At 33.4% G+C, this 20,246-nt stretch carries 10 protein-coding genes; all 10 read left to right on the top strand.

Going from position 1 to position 20,246, the window contains the following annotated elements; all coding sequences use genetic code 11:
* Positions 1 to 95: 95 nt before the first annotated feature.
* On the top strand, positions 96 to 2,435 hold the full coding sequence (locus tag FGF67_RS03450) for an alpha-galactosidase (RefSeq protein WP_139695078.1): 2,340 nt from the start codon (positions 96 to 98) through the stop codon (positions 2,433 to 2,435).
* 13 nt (positions 2,436 to 2,448) lie between these two features.
* Positions 2,449 to 5,178: a DUF4962 domain-containing protein gene (locus tag FGF67_RS03445; RefSeq protein WP_139695077.1), complete on the top strand. Its 2,730-nt coding sequence runs from the start codon at positions 2,449 to 2,451 to the stop codon at positions 5,176 to 5,178.
* 119 nt (positions 5,179 to 5,297) lie between these two features.
* On the top strand, positions 5,298 to 7,520 hold the full coding sequence (locus tag FGF67_RS03440; RefSeq protein WP_139695076.1) for a DUF5703 domain-containing protein: 2,223 nt from the start codon (positions 5,298 to 5,300) through the stop codon (positions 7,518 to 7,520).
* A 36-nt stretch (positions 7,521 to 7,556) separates the two neighbouring features.
* Positions 7,557 to 7,910, top strand: a complete 354-nt coding sequence (locus FGF67_RS03435; protein ID WP_139695075.1) for a hypothetical protein — start codon at positions 7,557 to 7,559, stop codon at positions 7,908 to 7,910.
* 125 nt (positions 7,911 to 8,035) lie between these two features.
* On the top strand, positions 8,036 to 9,541 hold the full coding sequence (locus FGF67_RS03430; RefSeq protein WP_139695074.1) for an alpha-L-fucosidase: 1,506 nt from the start codon (positions 8,036 to 8,038) through the stop codon (positions 9,539 to 9,541).
* Positions 9,542 to 9,802: 261 nt separating this feature from the next.
* Positions 9,803 to 12,322 (top strand): DUF4962 domain-containing protein, encoded by a 2,520-nt coding sequence (locus FGF67_RS03425; protein WP_158293171.1) that lies wholly within the window; start codon positions 9,803 to 9,805, stop codon positions 12,320 to 12,322.
* Between the two features lie 62 nt (positions 12,323 to 12,384).
* Positions 12,385 to 14,592 (top strand): alpha-amylase family protein, encoded by a 2,208-nt coding sequence (locus FGF67_RS03420; protein WP_233243992.1) that lies wholly within the window; start codon positions 12,385 to 12,387, stop codon positions 14,590 to 14,592.
* A gap of 9 nt (positions 14,593 to 14,601) precedes the next feature.
* Positions 14,602 to 16,341, top strand: coding sequence for a sulfatase family protein (locus FGF67_RS03415; protein ID WP_139695071.1), 1,740 nt, complete (start codon positions 14,602 to 14,604; stop codon positions 16,339 to 16,341).
* A complete protein-coding gene (locus FGF67_RS03410) occupies positions 16,338 to 18,686 on the top strand; it encodes an alpha-galactosidase (protein WP_139695070.1) in 2,349 nt (782 codons plus the stop codon). The genes FGF67_RS03415 and FGF67_RS03410 overlap by 4 nt, the downstream gene beginning before the upstream one ends.
* Positions 18,687 to 18,718: 32 nt before the next feature.
* Positions 18,719 to 20,194 carry an alpha-L-fucosidase gene (locus FGF67_RS03405; RefSeq protein WP_139695069.1) on the top strand — a complete coding sequence of 492 codons (1,476 nt, stop codon included), beginning with the start codon at positions 18,719 to 18,721 and terminating at the stop codon, positions 20,192 to 20,194.
* The last annotated feature ends 52 nt before the right edge of the window (positions 20,195 to 20,246 follow it).

Genomic DNA, 20,246 nt, shown 5'->3' with positions numbered 1-20,246 from the left:
CTACTTCGGGATTATTTGTTTTTAGGGTAAATATTAACTGCTAACATAATCATTAATCTATTTTAAAACGATTTATAAAACTACATAGGAATTAAATGAAAAAAGTATATTTAAAAGGCTTGTTTTCCATTTTCGTCACGCTAGCTATTGTTTCATGTAAAAAAAAGACAATTACTAACATTAATAATGAATATGTATCTGTTAAGATAAATAAAGGCAAAATTGATATTTCAAGTTCTGTAAATAATGAGTTAAAGGCTTCTTTTAAAGTTTTAGGGGAAATTGAACTACAAGAATACCTGCCTTTTACAGATGATATTTGGGGTAAAGGAAAACAATTGGTGTTTTTGCATGGAGATAGAAAAGGGTATAAAACAACAATTGCGTTATACTCCGGCAATCCATTTGTTCATCTTAGCACAACCATATGTAATAATGAAAAGGAAGATGTAGTGTTTTCTGAATTAGATATTGGAACCATAAGTTTAAGCGTAGGAAGTGAGTTTGATAGTTTGAATACGCTAGGTACAGGGGGACTAAAAACAGTAAAAAATTCAGAAGGTAGCTATTTGTATAGTATGCTATCTAATCCAGAAAATAGAAATAGCATTTTAACAGGTTGGCTAACCCAATCTAAAGGTGTAGGTACTTTCTATCCAAAAATTACTACAGAAAACGATAAAATACAGTCTTATGAGTTAAAGGCAGGATTAGAATTTGGTCATTTTAAAATTAAGAAAGAAGAGAAAAGAAGTACAGATACGATGATACTAGGCTTTTTTAACGACGGCAGAGAGGGTTTAGAACTATACGGAAATCACTTGGCAAAGGCTTATAATATCAACTTGCCAAAAAAACCAGAAGTATACTGTACATGGTACCATAGAGATTTAAATGGCTCAGGAGCTTCAACTGAAGAAGATTTAAAAGAAAATGTGGAATATATTTCAGAGAACTTAGCTGATTTTGGGTTAAATACTATTCAAATTGATGACCACTGGCAAAGCTCTTTAATAAAAGGTCTTAATTATAAGAATAAAAAAGAGTTTAAAGAGCATAAGCTTGGTGGAGGGCCCATTAAAACATTTGCAGAGAGTAATTTTAATTATCCCTCTGGAATGAGGCACACAGCTAATGCAATTATCGAGAGTAAATTAGTGCCTGGTATATGGTTTATGCCATTTTCCGGAGATAAACATAACTCTTATTTTAATACAGAAATATTTGCGACTGATGCAAAAACAGGTTTACCATTTGAAGCTAAGAAATGGTCCGGAACTATTATCGATGCTACTAATCCGAAAGGAGAAATGTTCTTAAGGGAACGATTTAAAAGACTATATAACTGGGGATATAGATATTTTAAAATAGACGGATTACATACAGGTGCTCCAAGTGAAAATGTATATGTTAATAGATCCTACAATGGTGTGAATAGTTATGCTAATGCTAAAATATATAATGATGATTTAACTTTTACAGAGTGTTTCAGGAGGGGTATAACCATATTAAAAGAAGAAGCGCCAGATGCATTTTTACTTGGTTGTACAATAACTCAAAATATGAGTGCCTTTACATCGTCAATTGGTGCTGTACATGCAATGCGAGTTGGTCCAGATAATGATACAGCAAGAAATGGAGATTGGAAAAATATTACTAAAGGAGCAGATTATGCAGGCAATCTTTATTTTCTAAACAATAAAGTTTGGTACAATGACCCTGATCCATATTATGTTAGAAATACCAATCCTTTAAATAAGGCAAGATGGATGGTATCTTGGCAAGCGGTTTCAGGGGTAATGGGAACTTCTAGTATGCAATATGCTAATCTTACAGCAGAGAGATTGAATCTGATAAAAAGAGCATTACCTACCCATAATCTTACGGCGAGACCAGTAGATATTCTTGAAAATGAAAAACCTAAAATCTGGATGGTTCAAAACGATAGACTATCTATAGTAGGTCTTTTTAATTGGTATGAGCAAAAAGAGACAAAAATTGAATATAGTTTAGACAAATTGGGTTTAGATATATCTAAGCAGTACGGTGTTTTTGATTTTTGGAAAAATAAATATTTAGGAAAAATTAATGAAGAGCTTACATCTACATTGGCCCCAGCTTCATGCCAAATTTTGGCACTTAAAGAAATAAAGTCTTATCCTCAGGTTATAAGTACATCTCGACATATTACACAAGGTTTAATTGATATAGTCAATGAGTCTTGGAATACATTATCTAAAACACTTTCGGGTACGAGTAAAGTTGTTAAAGGGGATTCATATGAATTAAGGGTTATACTTCCTGAAGATGGTGGTATTCCAAAAACGGCAATGTGCGATGGGAAAGCTATGGATGTCGTACTAGATGGTGAAATAGCTCGATTAACTTATTTGCCAGAAGAAACAGGCAACGTGAATTGGAAAATAAGGTTTTAAGTGATATTAAAACATGAAAAAGACTAAATTAATATATCATACTTTTTTGAACAGATTTTTTTTACTTACGATAATTTTTGCTAGCATTAGTTTTTATGGTCAAAATGCTAAAATTATTAATGGTTCTGAGAAAACTATTAAAAAACATTCTATTTATGATAACACTCTCGAGGCACCAGTTCCACAGGGAATGGTTGATGAAAATTCTCCTTGGTTACATTTTAGAATACCGTTAAATAAAAATGAGTTAGGACATAGACTTTATTATTTCAAATTATCACAAGACTCTACATTTACGAAAGATGTTATAAGAAGTAAAGCAAAACGTTGGTCATTCTTTAACCCATATAGCGTTTTGAAAAAAGGGAATTGGTATTGGCAATACGGATATACATTAGATACAACTCCAGCGGATATTAAATGGTCAAATGATAAGTACTCTTTTGTTATTACAGGCAATGAGAGAGTGGTAGTCCCTCCTACTCCAGATGAGGTCATTAAACGTATATCTAGTACTAAAGCTCCTCATGTAGTATTATTAAAGGATGAAATTGGAAATTTATTACCGAGTAGTCAACCTGAAATTAAAGAGGGTATTCTGAATAATTATAAAAAACTATTAAATATTAGACCAGAAGTAAAAGTAGTAGTAGATGAAAGTACTTATCCGAATCTTCTAAAGGAAGATTATGAAAATAAAAAGTTTCGATTTTTTCAATTGTCAACCTTAAAACAATTTAAGGGTTTTGCAAATAGAATAGAATCTTTATTAAAGGCTTACCTTCTAACAGGTAACGAAGAGTATAAAAGAATAGGATTAGAGGATTTTTATAAACTGGATAATGAGTTTCATACTGTAATGATGGAATATGGTAAACATCCAGGATATCCCGACGATTTTGTACTTGAAGCCCATATAAAATTAATGACTCTTATTTTAGATGCCTTTTCAGAGGATTTGAATAAAGAATGGAAAACCAAGATAGTTAATCTACTTTTTAAATATAAAAAAGAGGGTTACTTAAATTTTTATAAACAACTTGAGTTTTCTGAACATATTGCATATAAGGCTCATCTATGGCAGGCAGGAGTGCAAACATTACTCATGAGTGCGATAGTCTTAAGTCCATACAAAGAAGAAGCGCAGCTATGGTTGGAGTATGCTTACGAATTGTGGTTGTATAGAAATCCAGCGGGCAGTAGAAATGATGGTGGATGGCATGGAGGTAATGGGTATTTTGGAACCAATGAAAGGCAATTACTTTATACCCCATGGGTAATGAGTAAGCTTATGGGTTATGATTATTTTAACCATCCTTGGTATAGAAATGTAGCTAAATACTTGTCATATTCCAATCCAGTTGGAAATCCAGGATTAGCATTTGGAGATGGTAATGGTACCGACGGAGCAGGTCACTATAACTTAGTTGAAGCATTAGCACATATTCATGCCGATAACTATTGGAATAAATGGAGATTAAAAACAACTGGGAGAATTGATAAAAAATGGTTTATTAATAAGGTTGGAGAAAATGAAGCCCCCTGGTCTTTGTTATCAGTATGGAATACTAATAAATTAGATCCGGATTTTATAAAAGTAGATCAACCTAAAGAGTTAAGTGCTTTGTTTCGAGATATAGGTTATGTAGGTATGCATACAGACCTTGTTAATCCTTCTAAAAATTTGTTGCTCAACTTTAGGTCTTGCCCATTTGGACAATTAAACCATGCCCATCCTGCACAAAATGCATTTAATATCGCTTATGGCGGTGAACCACTATTTTGGAGAACGGGACATTATAATTCAATAGATAAGCATAAGGTTTATAGTTTTAAACATTCTCGAGCTCACAATACCATTTTAGCTAATGGATTTGGCCAATCAACAGATATATCAGGTTATGGTTGGGTACCTCGTTTTGTAACTGGAAGAAAAATTTCTTATACGGTTGGTGATGCCTCAAATGCTTATTCAGGAATATATAGAGTTCAATCTTCCAAAAAAAGTTATTTAGAAAAGGAAGGAATATCTGTAACTGAAGCCAATGGTTATGGTAATCCAGAAGTAACACGTTTCAGGAGACATATAGCTATGTTGCGCCCCAATCACATAATAGTTTATGATGAATTGGAAGCTAAAGAACCTATCCATTGGACCTTTAAGCTAAATGCTCAAGACAATATGGAGCAAATTGGCGATAATAAGTTGTCAACATCAAATGCCCATGCACGAGCAAATGCACAATTATTATGTGAAAATACAGTTGAAACGATGGTTACAGATAAGTTTTTTAGTGGTTCAGCCTTAGATTGGAGAGGTAGGCAGGGTAATGGAGCCAAAAATTATCCAAACCAGTGGCATGGTTCATTCACAACTACAGACAAGCTAAAGTCAACACGCTTTTTAACTATAATTGAAATTCTTCCAAATGGGGAAGAGGTCTCCACTAAAGTTGATGTAATTCAAACTAAAAATTTTACAGTAGCAGAGGTTGGCGATTATAAAGTAAAAGTAGAATTAGACCCCAACAGACCTTCATTTATTGAAATTGTGTCAAACGATGAAACTTGTGCTTTAGTTTCTGGTCAAAATGCAAAGAAAGTTGAATTAGGAAAAAACATAAAAACAGCAAAGTTAATTGGGAATACACTCTTTATGGAAAAGTCGGATACTGGAAAGATAGACTTTTTTGAGCAATCAGATATTTTGCCAGATGTTTTAAAATTCGGAAATAAATATTAATAAGAATGTATATAAAATTTAAAAGAGAACTTTAATTCCTATTAAAGATAAGATAAAAGAAGCCGTTAACAGAGGCCCATATATTTTGAACTAAATAAAAGACGGTTTAAAAATAAATTATGAATTTAAAAATAATTAAGTTATTAATTTTTACCATTGCCCTATTTACAGAGGTAAAAGCACAAGAAATAGTTTGGAATTCTCCTTCCAAAGATGCTTTAGACTCTATGCCATTATCAGGTTCTCTTGGGGCCGGTGCAAATATATGGGTTCAGGATGGCGCAATATGGCTTTATTTAGCTCACAATGGTGCTTACGATGAAAATGGAAAATTACTTAAGCTAGGGTGCGTAAAGTTAATTCCCGAAAACATCAATTTAGATTCAAATGGATTCATTCAAAGTTTAGACCCTCAAACAGGTACAATAACAATATCAAAGGGTAATTTTTCTATGTCTATTTGGTTTTCTAACGAAACTCTAATAATAGAAACAGCTAATAGTTTTAAGCATAAATTTGAAGTGGCTTATGGTATTTGGAGAGATAATCAAAAATTTGATATAAATGATTCTGGTTTTGTATGGTACCATAAAAATAAAGAATATGCTAAAGATGTAGTTTTGATGGCTGAAAAACAGGGTATCCCTGAAAACAGTGTTTGTGATGTAACAACAAATCGTGTATTTGGAGGAGCATTGGCTGTTAAAGAAGGTTTGCACAAGGTTACCAAGTCTGATGTTAAATGGCAATTATGGGAAGGGTACTTATGGACTGGTGTTACTATGCCTAGGAGTAAACATTTAATAGTTGTTAGTCTAATTGCAAGCATGAATTCCAATGAAAATACATGGCAAAAAAAAGCTAAAACTTTCTTTAACGATAGGTTTCGTGAAAGTGCAAAAAAATCAGAGTTAGCTAAATGGAATGAGTTCTGGAAACGTTCATATATAAATATTAATTCAGATGCAGTACCAACAAATGATGGATACTTAGTAAGTCAAAATTACAACTTGTTTCGCTACATGTTAGCATGTAATAGAAATGGAGAATTTCCATTATTATTTAATGGAGGTATTTTTACTACAGATGTTGCTTATGACCGTATCACAGGAATGACATACTCTTTTAAGAAAAGAGAAGGTCAAGAATTTCCAGATTTTAGGAGGTGGTGGGGCACCCATTTTATGTCCCAAAACCAAAGGTGGATGGGATGGCCTACTATAGCAGCTGGTGATGTTGATATGCTAAAGCCTACATTAGAATTCTATAGAAAGCGGGAGTTAACAGCAAGAGCAAGAGCAAAAACTAATAATGCAGAAGGCGTAGTCTATCCTGAGCCTATGGACGTTTGGGGCTTATGTAGTGTAAAACCTCTACCCAATGGTTTTTGTGGATCTAAGCACCTAACTTACCATTTTTCGGTTATGCTAGAAATAGGGTGGATGGCATTACAAGCACGCAATACTATGGGTCTGGATATTACGGAACATTTAGAATGGATTAAAGGAACTGTTATGTTTTATGATAGTTTTTATAGAAACGAAACTAAAAAAAGAACTGGAAGTGAATTAGATAAAGATGGCATGCTAAATATTTACCCTAGCAATGCTCTGGAGTTATTAAGTGGCGCAACCAATCCCATTGAGGTTGTTTGTGGATTGAAGAGAGTTACAGAAGGGCTACTAGAGATTGATGAGATTAAAGGTTCTGATAGGGAACAGCTTATTGAAATAAAAAAGCATCTACCAGAGATTCCAATTGGAGAAAGAAGTGGTGTAAAAGTTGTTAAAGAAGCAAAATCTTTTGAAGGGATACATAACAAATGGGAACCTATTGAAATGTATTCTTTTTGGCCATACCGTTATTTTGGAATAACTCAACCCGAAACATTAAAATTAGCAAGAAATACTTGGGATAATATACCAAAAAATAGAATTCGGTGTATTAATGAAGATTACTCTTGGATGGCAAATGTAGTTAATGTTTCTGCATTGGCTAGACCTGAAGAATCTAAGAGAAGAGTTATATATAAATTGGCTAATAATAAAATGCCTCAAGCTAGATTTCCTGCTTTTTTTGGACCTGGACATGATTGGATTCCTGATCATAATTGGGGAGGAAGTGGGATGACAGGGCTTCAAGAAATGCTTATTGCTCCGGAAGTAAAAGAATCAAATGGTAAAATTTATTTGTTCCCAAGTTGGCCAAAAGATTGGGATGTTGAGTTCAAATTACATACTGCAGAGAACACCATAGTAGAATGTATTTATAAGAATGGAGAAATTAAAAAGCTAAAGGTCTTTCCGGAAATAAGAAAAAAAGATGTAATAGTTTGTAATTAAGTATCAAATAAATTAATAATAAATAAAAGTAAAATTATGAGAAATTTTTTTAGCATTTTAAGTGTAATAATTTTTTTAACCGCGTTTTCTGGAACTCTATTTGCACAAGATATAAAAGCAAAGGTTCTAAAGAGTATGGAAAGGGAATCTGAAGAAATGGTTGAAATATTAGAATTGGATGAAAGTAAGAAGGATGAATTAATTGAGGCCAAAAAAGAAAAATTTTTAAAGAAACACGCTATCAAAAAGGATTATACAAGTGGTTCTGCTGACTATAAATCAGCTATGAAAGAATTGAATAAATCTTTCATTAAAAAGTTAAAAGAGATATGCACTTCAGAAAAATATAATCAATGGATTAAATACACCAAGTCAAAACATAGTAAATAGATAAAAAGCGCATTTTATGGTTAGTTCTAATTTTTAGAAAACAGAACAATTAGCTTTTTCATCAGATACTTTTTAATAATGGTATTAAAACCCACGACCATTTTTTTTTAACAAATAATATAAATATGAATTTTTTTTTAAAATATAGCTATGTATGCTATATAATGTGTTTTAGTATTTTGGCATGTGCACAAAACTCAAAAACAGAAAGTAAACTTAAAACACAAACCGATGTACCTTACACGGCTAACTGGGAGTCTTTGAGCAAACACAATGCCTCACCTGATTGGTTTCGCGATGCTAAGTTTGGCATTTATTTTCATTGGGGAGTCTATTCAGTACCTGCATTTCATAATGAATGGTACCCAAGAAACATGCACATCATCGATTCAAAAGCAAATAAGCACCATATCGAAAAATATGGACACCCTTATGATTTTGGATATCATGATTTTATTCCAATGTTTAAAGCAGAAAATTTTGATGCTGATAAATGGGCTAAACTTTTTAAAAAGTCTGGAGCCCGATTTGCAGGACCTGTAGCCGAGCATCATGATGGGTTTTCAATGTGGAACTCAAAAGTGAATCCATGGAACGCATTTCAAATGGGGCCCAAAAGAGATATAGTTGGTGAAATGGAAAAAGCGGTAAAAGGGAATGGTTTAAAATTCATTACAAGCTTTCATCATGCTCGTCAATGGAACAGAACTTCCGGATCTGAATCAGAGAAGTTTTATAATTATTTAAAAGATAATTACCCTAAACTTCTTGAAGATGACAAAAACAAACTTTTATATGGCGAAATGCCGTGGGAAGAGTTTCAAAATATTTGGTTTGATAAACTAGCAGAAGTCATCGATAAATACAATCCTGATATGATGTGGTTTGATACTGCTTTAGACAATTTAGGAGAACCTATGCTACAAAAATATTGTGCATATTATCTTAACCATGCTACAAAAACAAAACAGGAAGTAGTGATTTTTTATAAGCATCAAGATTTACCAAATACAGTTGGAGTATTGGACTACGAAAAAGGTAGAGCTGATGAATTGGCTGAGTTACCTTGGCTTACAGACGCATCTGTAACCAAATCTAGTTGGGGTTTTACTGATAGGGTTATAGGTAAAAATAAAATCTACTCAGGTAAAGCAATGATACATACACTTATAGATATTGTTAGTAAAAACGGACAATTACTTTTAAATATTGCTCCAATGGCCAACGGTACAATTCCAAAATATCAAGAAGAAACTTTGTTAGAGATGGGTGAGTGGCTTGATTTATATGGTGAGGCAATTTATTCAACAAGACCTTTTCGTGAATTCGGTAAAGGCCCTACCAAATTTGGAAAAACGAATCCAGAGGGTACTCCTGAGGATGTTCGTTATACTCAATCCAAAGATGGTAAATATGTTTATGCAATTTTCTTGGGGTATCCTGATAGTAATTCTGAAGTTAACTTAAAGGCGTTAAACCGTTATATTATAACAATTGAAAGTGCAGAAATTCTTGGATCTGATGAAAAAGTTAATTGGAATCAAACAGCTACTTCTTTATCACTTAAATTTCCTGCTAAGGCACCATTATTAGCAGAAAAAGCTACTGTGGTCAAATTAAAAATTAATTAACCTATCTCATGGTATTTTAAATCAAAAGTATAGTAAGAACACATTACGTATACAATCCAATATGCTTTTTAAACTAACGCTTGGATTAGAGGATTAATATTTTTTTATGAGATCACAAATAAATAAGTTTAAGGAAGTATAATGATTTTTTCAAATAGTTATTTAAGATTAATTAAAATAAAAAAGATTCTTCAGGTTAATTTTTTACTTGTGTTATTTCTTTTTTTATTAGGTTGTAAATCTCAGAACAAAGATAAGGTTTTGCCTGGGGAAATACGTTTAACAGCAGAAGCAGTTCACCCCTTATGGCGCGCTAATGCTTTTCCAGATAATATAAAATCAGATATTAACCCTCCGGCATACTTTTGGCCTTCAAAGCGTAGGGGCTTTACAGAACCTTTGATTAATTATGAGTTTCAGTTAAGTAGTGATAGTATGTTCTATTCAATACATGAAAATGTAAAAGGACACAATCCATCCTCTTATGTTAGCAAAAAACCATTGAAAAAAGGGAAATGGTATTGGAGATATCGAGAAGAGGGAAAAGCTTGGAATGGTAATTTTTCGTTTTTAATAACCGATAGTTCTCGTTTAGATAGTAGACCCAGTTCGGATGTACTTGTGCGTAATGTTAAATCAGAGGTTAAACGACCAAGAGTAGTTATACGACAAGAGCGTTTAGAAACAGTTCGAGATACATTTAAGGCTAACGGAATAACTGAAGCATTGCTTAAAGAGAGTGAAGAATACTTTGGTGTGATTCTTCCTGAAAAAGAATGGGGAGGTAAATTCTATAAAAATGCTAAACGAGTTTTTAAGCCTAAAAAATTCCCGGATGGTCATATAAAATCAAAAATTACAGCTCCCATATGGATGAATGCTATTAAGAGTTTATGTGTGTCTTATTTACTCACTAATGATGCTAAATACGCTAACGAAGCTCTACGTTGGGGAATGAGGGTCACAGAGTTCGATATTTTAACTAATAATAACCTTACTTATGACGGTAATCCGGTTCCAGATGGTTTTGATTTTGCTATGTATTTGGATGCAATAACCTATCTATACGATTGTTTGTATAACTATATGTCAGATAGTCAGAAAGAAAGTATTCGTGAAAACCTATCGAAAAGATTAGAAATATATTACCAGTACTACACTAACCGTCTAGAAAATAGATGTATTGATAACCATACTTGGCAAATTAGTTTAGGGGCTTTTGTTCGCGGTGCCATTACTGTAGTAGGAGATATACCTGAAGCAGACAAGTACTTGTCTTATGCATATGATATATGGACAGCTATTGATCCTGAACAAAGTCACACAGACGGTGGGTGGTTTGGAGGTGGATATGTGGCTGTAAATATTGATGTTTGGACAGAAGTTCCATGTTATTTTAATACATATACAGGCCATAATTTTTATGATTACCCTTTCTATAGAAATCATCCTTTATATTTTTTATACAGACAACCACCAGGTTCTGTAGAGGATGGTTTTTCTGGTGATGGTTATGGCTCAAATTCAAAGACTATAGGAGACAAATTAGGTTTATGGCTAAACATATTAGATGCAGAATTGAATTCTCCAGTTGCAGGATGGCTAGCAAATTCAAATAAAGGAAAGCTTAATAAACCAGAAAAGTTTAAGACGTTTGCTTGGACAAGGCAAACTGAGGGAAAGCCACTAAAAAATAGTCGTATTGTTGATAGTTTAGGTAAAATGCCACAATCTAGAGCGTTTAAAGATATTGGTATAGTAAATATGCACAGCGATTTACTAAACCCCAAAAACGATTTGCACGTTGCCTTAAGATCCAGTCCTTTCGGTACATTTGGCCATAATTTGGCTAGTCATAATGCATTCAATGTAATATACAAAGGAGATTATCTTTTTGCCCCCTTTGGACATAGGCATGGAGGCGCAAAGAATAATGCTACTACCTACAAACATACAAGAGGCCATAACAGTATATTGATAAATGGTAAAGGACAACCTTATAGCCCAGAAGCTTATGGGTGGATTCCAAGATTTTTGGATGGCAAAACTATAAGTTACGCATGTGGAGATGCTTCTAATGCATATGACGCCGAACCTTTTGAGCGTGAAACTCAACTGTTTTCAAGAGCTAAACTAAAAGTTGAAGAACATATTTCTCGAGGTCTTTTAGAGCGTTTTAGAAGGCATGTTGTGTTCATTAGGCCTTCAATAATATTAGTATATGATGAATTAGAGGCCGATACCCCTGTACAATGGGACTGGGTGTTACATTCCAGAAAAGATTTAAAAAAGAGAGAATCCAGCTTAGAAGTTAAGAATGTAAACGCAAGAGTTGATTTTAAAAGTAGTTCGCCAATGGAGATAAGTATTAACGATAAACCTTTATTTCCAGCTATTAATGTAGACGGAAGAGCAGGAGCAAAACCAGGTACTCCTTACCCACAAATTGGTAATCATGCCTTTGTGTCTTCTTCTGAGAAAGTAGAGAAAATCAGAATAATGTCTATAATTCAGGTTGGAGATGTAAAACCAATCAAAACATTGTCTAAGGATGAATTCCTGATTGGAGATTGGACTATAACAAGTGAGTTAAATCCAAATAAGATGGCAAATATGAAGGTGTTTAATACCGATAATACAGTCAATTTTACACTAAAATCAAACGATGGTGAGTCTGTTTTAAAAGAAGTGTTGCAGGGTAAGCTTGTGGAGTCAAAAATAGTTGATCAATTACCCTATCATGCTCAAGGATTGAAACATGATTCAAATATTAAACAATAGAATTAAATTTTAAATAAATGAAAAAAACATCAAACCAATTTTATAAACCTTTGTTAGTAATAATGCTTTTACTAATTAATATAGTTTATTCAAGCACTTATAGTGGCTCAGATAGATATATGGATAAAGTAAATGAAATAGCACTAGATAATAATTATATCCAAAGAAAAGTAGGCGTTGTTTCCGGGGTTCTTAAAACGATTAGCATCTACAATAAAATAGCGGGTAAGCATATATTTCCGGAAAGTGCTGATGAGTTTGAATTGAGAATTTCAAAAGATGCATCAAAACCTACAAAAGATATTACGCTAAAATCAAAAGATTTTGAAGTAATAAATTTTACTGGAACAGAAAATGAAATTGTTGCCGAACTTCAAAATAAAACCTATCAAATTAATGTAAAGGTATATTACACGTTAGATCCAAATGATTTTTATGGGCATAAGTTTTTAAAAATAACATCTAAAGATGAATACGTTATTGAAGTTTTGGATATTGAATCAATTTCTTTAAAAGATGCTTATGAGCCTTATCGAGCCAAAAACCTTATGTGGACAAAAACAAAGTTTCTACCTAATTTGGGGCAGCCTGTATATACATCGCGATCAGCTACTTTTTGGGGTGTTGAATTTCCAGCCTCATGGAACAGAATTGAAAATGAAAATGACATACACTGTGGTTATCAAGCTGCTGTTGAGCTCAAACCAAATAAAACTTATACAAGTTATAAAGCGGTATTTGGAGTGGGAGATGATTCAGAATATATTAAAGATTCATTCTTAAAATATATTGATGAGATTAGATTAATACCTTTTGATTTACATGTTCAGTATAATTCTTGGTTTGATTTTTCTGCCTCAATCACACAAAAAAAATTCTTAGGGTCGCTCGAAACTCTAAATAATGAACTAGTAATTAAAAGAGGCTGTAAGCCAATTGATGTTTATGTTGTTGATGATGGTTGGCAAAATTCAAGACCAAATCGTTCTCCTTTAGAAGATTGGAGTAAAGGTATGTACGGGGTAAATACATTGGTTTTTGATGAAGATATGAAGACTGTAAAAGATGAAATTGAAAAAAAAGGTTCAAAGATGGGGCTGTGGGCAAGTCCTGCTTGTTTATTTGGAGCTACCGCTAATCTAGATGTTTTAGAAAAAAATGGTTTGGAGACTTTGGTTGGAAGCCCTCATCGTAGAACAGGAAAGGTAGCAAAGTCTATGTCAATGGTAGGAGAAAAATACATGGAATTGTTAGAAGAGGCATTACTCAGAATGGTTGATATGGGGGCTGTTTATTTCAAGTTAGATGGGATTTTTGGCCACATGGGTGCTAGGTTTTTTGAAGTAGTTCCTAACAGAGGAACCCCCGTAATGACTCATTTATTACCTAAGGATATTGTTGCAGATGATGTAAGACTGAATGATGAAAAATTTGATGAAATGAAGCGGTATTATATTACCCGAGGTACAGAGCGTTTAATCAAAATTTACGAGAAAATGATAGCACTCAATCCTAAAGTGCGTATTCTTAATCATAATGGTGCTACTATAAGCCCATGGTGGTTAATGACAACAGATGTTATTAGTTTGGTTAACCAGCAAGATGGTGCACAAGGAGGTAGTGATAGAAACGCTCAAATGGTTTACCGAGATGGTATTTATTACCAGACTGTTAAAACTGATGGCAATCAAATACCAATCAATTCTATCTTTAATCATGAGCCAGCAAAAGATGGAGGAGACCGCTTTGATGATGCAAATTTTGAAGATTTCAGAAATTATTTTTTTATGAATCTGGCTAGGGGAACGGCCATGGTAGAGCTGTATGTACAGGTTAGAAGTTTAGATAAAAGTGATTACGATGTTATAGCTGATGGTTTAAAATGGTTATACAAAGCCTACCCAGCTTTTAAGAGATCTAGAATGCATGGGTATAATCCATTAGGAGAAAATACATTTGATGAAATAAACGTAAACTTAAAAAACATAAATATTGATAAAGATACTAATGTGTATGGCTATACAGGATGGAATGAAAATCAAGGTTTCGTGTCAATACATAATCCTACCCTAGAAACAAAAACGTATTCATTTAAGCTAGACAGAAAATTTGGACTGTTACCAAATACCAATGGGCAATTAGTTTTTGATTTAAGTTCCCCAATGCAAGAAAAAATTACTGGTCTTAAAAAGGAGTGGAGATACGGGGAAACTGTTACTTTAAAAATAAACCCAAAGGATGTAATTATTTTAGACTTTAATAAAAAATAAATTTTTAACATGATTTTTCAATTAAGATATATTAGACTTATTTTACTAATTGCAATGATACCTGCTTTTGGAGTTAGTCAAAATATAGGAACTAAATCTAGGCCAAATGTGATTATTCTATATTTTGATGATTTAGGTTATGGAGATTTAGGAGCTAATAATCCAACGGGGTTGGAGATACCTGTAAATTCGGAATATTTGAGTAATTCAAAACAAACTCTAACTCCAAATTTAGATAAACTGGCTATGCAAGGTATCCGTTTTACTAACGGTCATTCTGCTGATGCCGTCTGCTCTCCAGCTAGATATGCTTTATTAACTGGTAGATACGCATGGCGAACAGCTTTAAAAAGTGGAGTTCTAGGTGGCTACAGTAAAACTTTTATGCCCAAGAATCAATTTACTATTGCAAATATGTTTAAATCGCTTGGATATCATACGGCTATGGTGGGGAAGTGGCATATTGGTATGCAATTTTATAATGAAGAAGGCAAGCCAGTAAAATTACCCACTAATCCAAAACCAACAATACTAGAAAACAACACCATTGATTTCTCAAAACCACTTACAGATACCCCCTTTCATCATGGGTTTGAGTATTTCTATGGAACAACGGCATCATTAGATATGTATCCCTATGCATGGGTAGAATCTAATAATAAGAAAGTACATGTTTTAATAAAAGGGGGTGTAGTCAACAATGATAAAGTTTATTTTACTGAAGCGAAAATTGCTAGCAATGAAGATTTGAAAGAAGGAAATATGCCTTTTAAGTCAAGACCTGGAGTTTATGACCCTAGTTTTGCACAAGAGGACTATTTGCAAATTCAAAGTCAAAAAGTTAGAGATTTAATGAAGTGCTATGAGTCTAGTGAAGAACCGTTTTTTATATATGTACCAATTCCTGCCCCTCATGAACCTTATGCAATTCAACAGAAATTTAAAGGGGTCACAGGTTTTGATTATGGTGATTATTTGGTTCAAACAGATTATTATGCAGGTGAAATTATTGATGCACTAGGAGACCCAAATGATCCTAAAAGTTTAGCTTCTAATACTATAGTATTTGTTACTAGTGATAATGGTCCAGAAAACGCAGCCTATAGAACAGGTATAAAAGTAGGTCATGACTCCAATGGTCCATACAAGGGTATCAAGCGAGATAATTGGGAAGGAGGTACGCGAGTGCCATTTATAATACGTTGGCCAGAAATTGTAAAGCCCAAAACCGTTACTTCAGATGTTTTTTTACAGGGTGATTTTATCGCTACAATGGCTGATTACTTTGGATTTAAATTAGACTATAATTCAAAGGCTCCAGATGCAGAAAGCTTTCTACCAGTTTTATCTGGGACTAAAATGCCTGAAAAAAGGAGACCAGCTATAATCCAACACTCAAGTAAGGGGCAATTTGCTATTGTGGATTATAAAGGTGAATGGAAGCTTATAGATGGAACTGCTGGTGGAGGAAATAATCATACTCCAGACTCGAATAATAATATGATTATTAATGCTCGGGGTAAAATAGGAGGTACCCCTCGTCAGCTCTATAATTTATTAAGTGATCCAGGCGAGCAAGATAATTTGCTAGTTGATGATCCAAATAATCCAAATGACAATTCATCCCCTTCTAAGGAACATTTGGAAAAAGAAAAAGAACTATACGAATTATTGGTATTAATACGAGGGAATAAACCTAAAGGGACAATTGGTACCAGTTATGTAAACGCTAAAAATAACAGAAAATGATAAAACAAAAAACATTATTGTTGCTTCTATTATGTCAAACCTTCTTTTATAGTTATTCTTTGAATGATAAAAATAAAGTTTACAGAATTAGTAGCGATTTTATTCATGTAACATTTGACGAGACTGATGGTAAACTTGCTTTAGCAACCTTAGATGAGAATGTTTTTTTTGAAACGAAGTTTAAAAGCTTTGTTAAAGATAAAACTAAAACTATAAAAAGTCATGAAATTTCAAATCTAGGTTTTTCAAACTCTATTGAAATACACTTATTAAATGGTGAGATTAAATTGGTCAGTTTGATTGATGGTGTGCCATTTGCGTTTTTAGAGACAATAGTGGTTAACTCTTCAAAAAGACCGTTGAAAGTAGATAAGATTGATATTTGTGATGCAAAAATTTTGCCTATGGTTGAAGATAGTAAATTAAGAGTTTTGGGAACAGGCGGATTAACTTTAGTTAATGAACAACCTAATTCTGGAAAAAAGTTACATAAAAAACCTTATAAAATCAATGAAGCATCTAGAGTATCTCCTGCAGGAAGTTATATGTTTTTATCCATAGCAAATCCTGAAACGAGAAGTGGTTTTGTCGGTGGTTGGATTTCATCTAATAAAGGTAGTGGTATAATTCACTATTTTTCTAATAAAGGAACAACCAATATTAGAGCAAGTATTGATTATGGGCGTTTAAATATTCTCGAACATAGCAATTTTGACACGGAAGTTCTTGCATTGGGTTATTTTAAGGATTGTAGATTAGGACTAGAATCTTATGCAGACATAGTGGCCAATTACTATGAAATTGAGTTAAACCCGCAATTAGACGGATATTGTACATGGTATAGCAGACCTAATGGAAGAGCCTCAGATGAAAATAAAATTATTGAGCTATCAGAAGATGCAAAGAAAAAATTAAAGCCTTATGGTTTTGATTTCATACAAATTGATGATAAATGGCAAAGAGGTTTGTATAAAAATGGACCAAGGAGGGTATTTGTAAACCATCGTGAAGATGGGCCATACCCAAATGGAATGAAACCTGTTGCTGAAAAAATTAAAAATATGGGGCTTACACCAGGAATTTGGTGGATGCCATTTGCAGGGACTTTTGATGACGATTTTTTTTCTGATAAGCAATATCTATTCTCCAAGAACCAAGACGGAACACCCTATGTTGCTAAATGGGGGGGGGCAGCTTTTGATTTGACAAACCCAAAAACTTTAAAATACGTTGGTGATATATCTCATAGATTAGCTAATGATTGGGGATATAAGTATTTTAAAATAGATGGACTATGGATGGGTACATCAACAAAAAATCAATACGGTAATAATGAATATATTGGTAATGATCATTTGGGAGAACAAATAGTTGAAAATCCTAATATCACACCTATTGAGTCCTATAGGCTTGGGCTTAAAACGATTCGCGATACAGTAGGGAAAGATGTTTTTATTCTGGGATGTAATACTTCTCAAAACATGAGAGTTTTTGGAGCTTCTTTTGGATTAATGGACGCGATGAGAATTGGTCCGGATAATAAACCTGAGTGGAAGTACTTAAAAATGGGACCTTGGCATGGAACAAATAGATATTTCTTACACGGGAAGGTTTGGTACAATGATCCAGATCCGTTATATGTAAGAAATGAAATGCCTATTGAACATTCAAAAGTTATATGTTCATGGGTTTCAATTTCAGGACAATTAAATGTATTTAGTGAGTGGTTGCCAGATCTGAATCCAGAAAGACTCCATCTTTTACAGCGGACACTTCCTTCTCACGGATTAACTGCCCGACCGGTGGATTTATTTGAAGAATTCTTTCCTAAGATTTGGGAATTGGATAACCCTGTCCTGGACCAAAAAATAGTAGCTGTTTTTAATTGGGAAGATGACACTGAACTAGGTTTCAATAAAGATTTAGAGAAACTAGGTTTAGACTCTGATGAAAATTATGATGTTTACGAGTATTGGACTGGTAGTTACAAGGAAGTAAAAGAGAATTTAAAGTTGAAAATACCAAAAGCTAGCTGTAGGGTTTTTTCAATTAGAAAAAAGAAATCACATCCACAAGTAATATCAACTTCTAGACATATAACTCAGGGTATAGTTGATGTCGTTGAAGAAATTTGGGATGAAAAAACAAAAACCTTCTTACTAAAAACCAAAAATATTGAAGATGATAATTACGAAATTCGGATTGTTGTTCCTTCTGCAATGGAAGTAGATAAAGTTATTTTCAATAAATCAGAGATTCCATTTGAATTAAAAGGAAGCCTTTTAATTGCGAATGTTACAACTAAAATAACTAAGAACTTTGAGTGGGAAATAAGTTTTAAGTAATAACCTAAGTATAATTGAACAAACAAAGCTTCATGAAGAAAATAGCACTATATATATCCTTGATACTTGTATTTGCTTGTGGTAAAAAACATAATATCAATAAAAAGGATGATACATTTCATCAGTTTGAAAGTAATTGGGAGTCATTGTCCAAACAAAACATACCGGAATGGTTTAAAGATGCCAAATTTGGTATTTATGCCCATTTAGGGGTTTATTGTGTTCCAGCATTTGAAAATGAGTGGTATCCTCGTAAAATGTATTCCTATGAAAAGGAGAAGTATCAAAAGGTGAAAGATTACCATAGAAAGACTTATGGTCCGATTAAGGATTTTGGTTATAAGGATTTTATACCACTTTTTAAATGTGAAAATTTTGATGCTGAGGAATGGGCCGAATTATATAAGAAAGCTGGAGCTAAATTCGCTGGACCTGTAGCAGAGCATCATGATGGCTTTTCCATGTGGGGTAGCAAAGTTAACAGATGGAATGCTGTTGACATGGGACCAAAAAGAGATATTGCAGGAGAATTAGTTAAAGCTATTAGAAAACGAGATATGAAAGTAGTTACATCATTCCACCACTCATATAACGTTAGTGGTTTTTTTGTGAAGCAGGATAGTTTAGATACAGGGGATCCAGAATATGCAGATCTTTATGGACAAGAAGGTTCCAAAATAGCATATGAAAACTGGTTTTTGAAGATGAAAGAAGTTATAGATGAATTTAAACCTGATCAATTATGGTTCGATTTTAAATTAAAGAATATTCCAGATGAATATAAAATTCGTATGGCTCAGTACTATTATAATAAAGAAGCTGAATGGAAAAAAGATGTTATTATTACTAGAAAAAATGACGATTTGCCTTCTGGGGTTGGTGTGCTTGATGTGGAGAGGAGTAAGCAAGCAAACTCGTCGGATAGGTTGTGGCAAACTGACGATGCTCTTGCTCGATATACATGGATATGGGTTCCAGATATAGAATTAAAACCCGAAAGAGAATTGATCCACGAATTAATTGATATCGTTAGTAAGAATGGTGTGTTATTATTAAATGCCTGCCCTAAAGCAGATGGTACAATACCTGACGACCAAAAAAAAATACTTTATGCTATAGGAGATTTTTTAAAAATAAACGGACAAGGGATTTATAAGACCAGACCTTGGAAAATACATGGCGAAGGTCCTAATCTTTATGATAAGGGAAGAGGGATGGACGAATATGAAAAAAAACCAGTTGAATTCACAGGAAATGATATTCGCTTTACATCTTCAAAGGACGGAAAAATAGTTTATGTACACACTCTAGGTTGGCCAAAAGATAAGTTAATAATAGAGTCTATGGGACTAAATTCGAAATATTTAAAGGAAAAAATAAAATCTGTTAGTATGCTAGGGAACAATGCTAAAACTAACTGGAATCAAACACAAAATGGGTTAGAAATAGATGTCAGTAATACTAAGCCAAGAGGAAATCATGCATATACATGGGCTGTACAGTTGTGACAAGCCCTTCATGTAGTAGCCACTACTTAATATGACAAATGTTTACATGAAA

It is taken from the genome of Allotamlana fucoidanivorans (genome assembly GCF_006265225.1).
In the GTDB taxonomy this organism is placed as follows: domain Bacteria; phylum Bacteroidota; class Bacteroidia; order Flavobacteriales; family Flavobacteriaceae; genus Allotamlana; species Allotamlana fucoidanivorans.
This window is presented reverse-complemented; position numbering and strand designations above follow the sequence as displayed.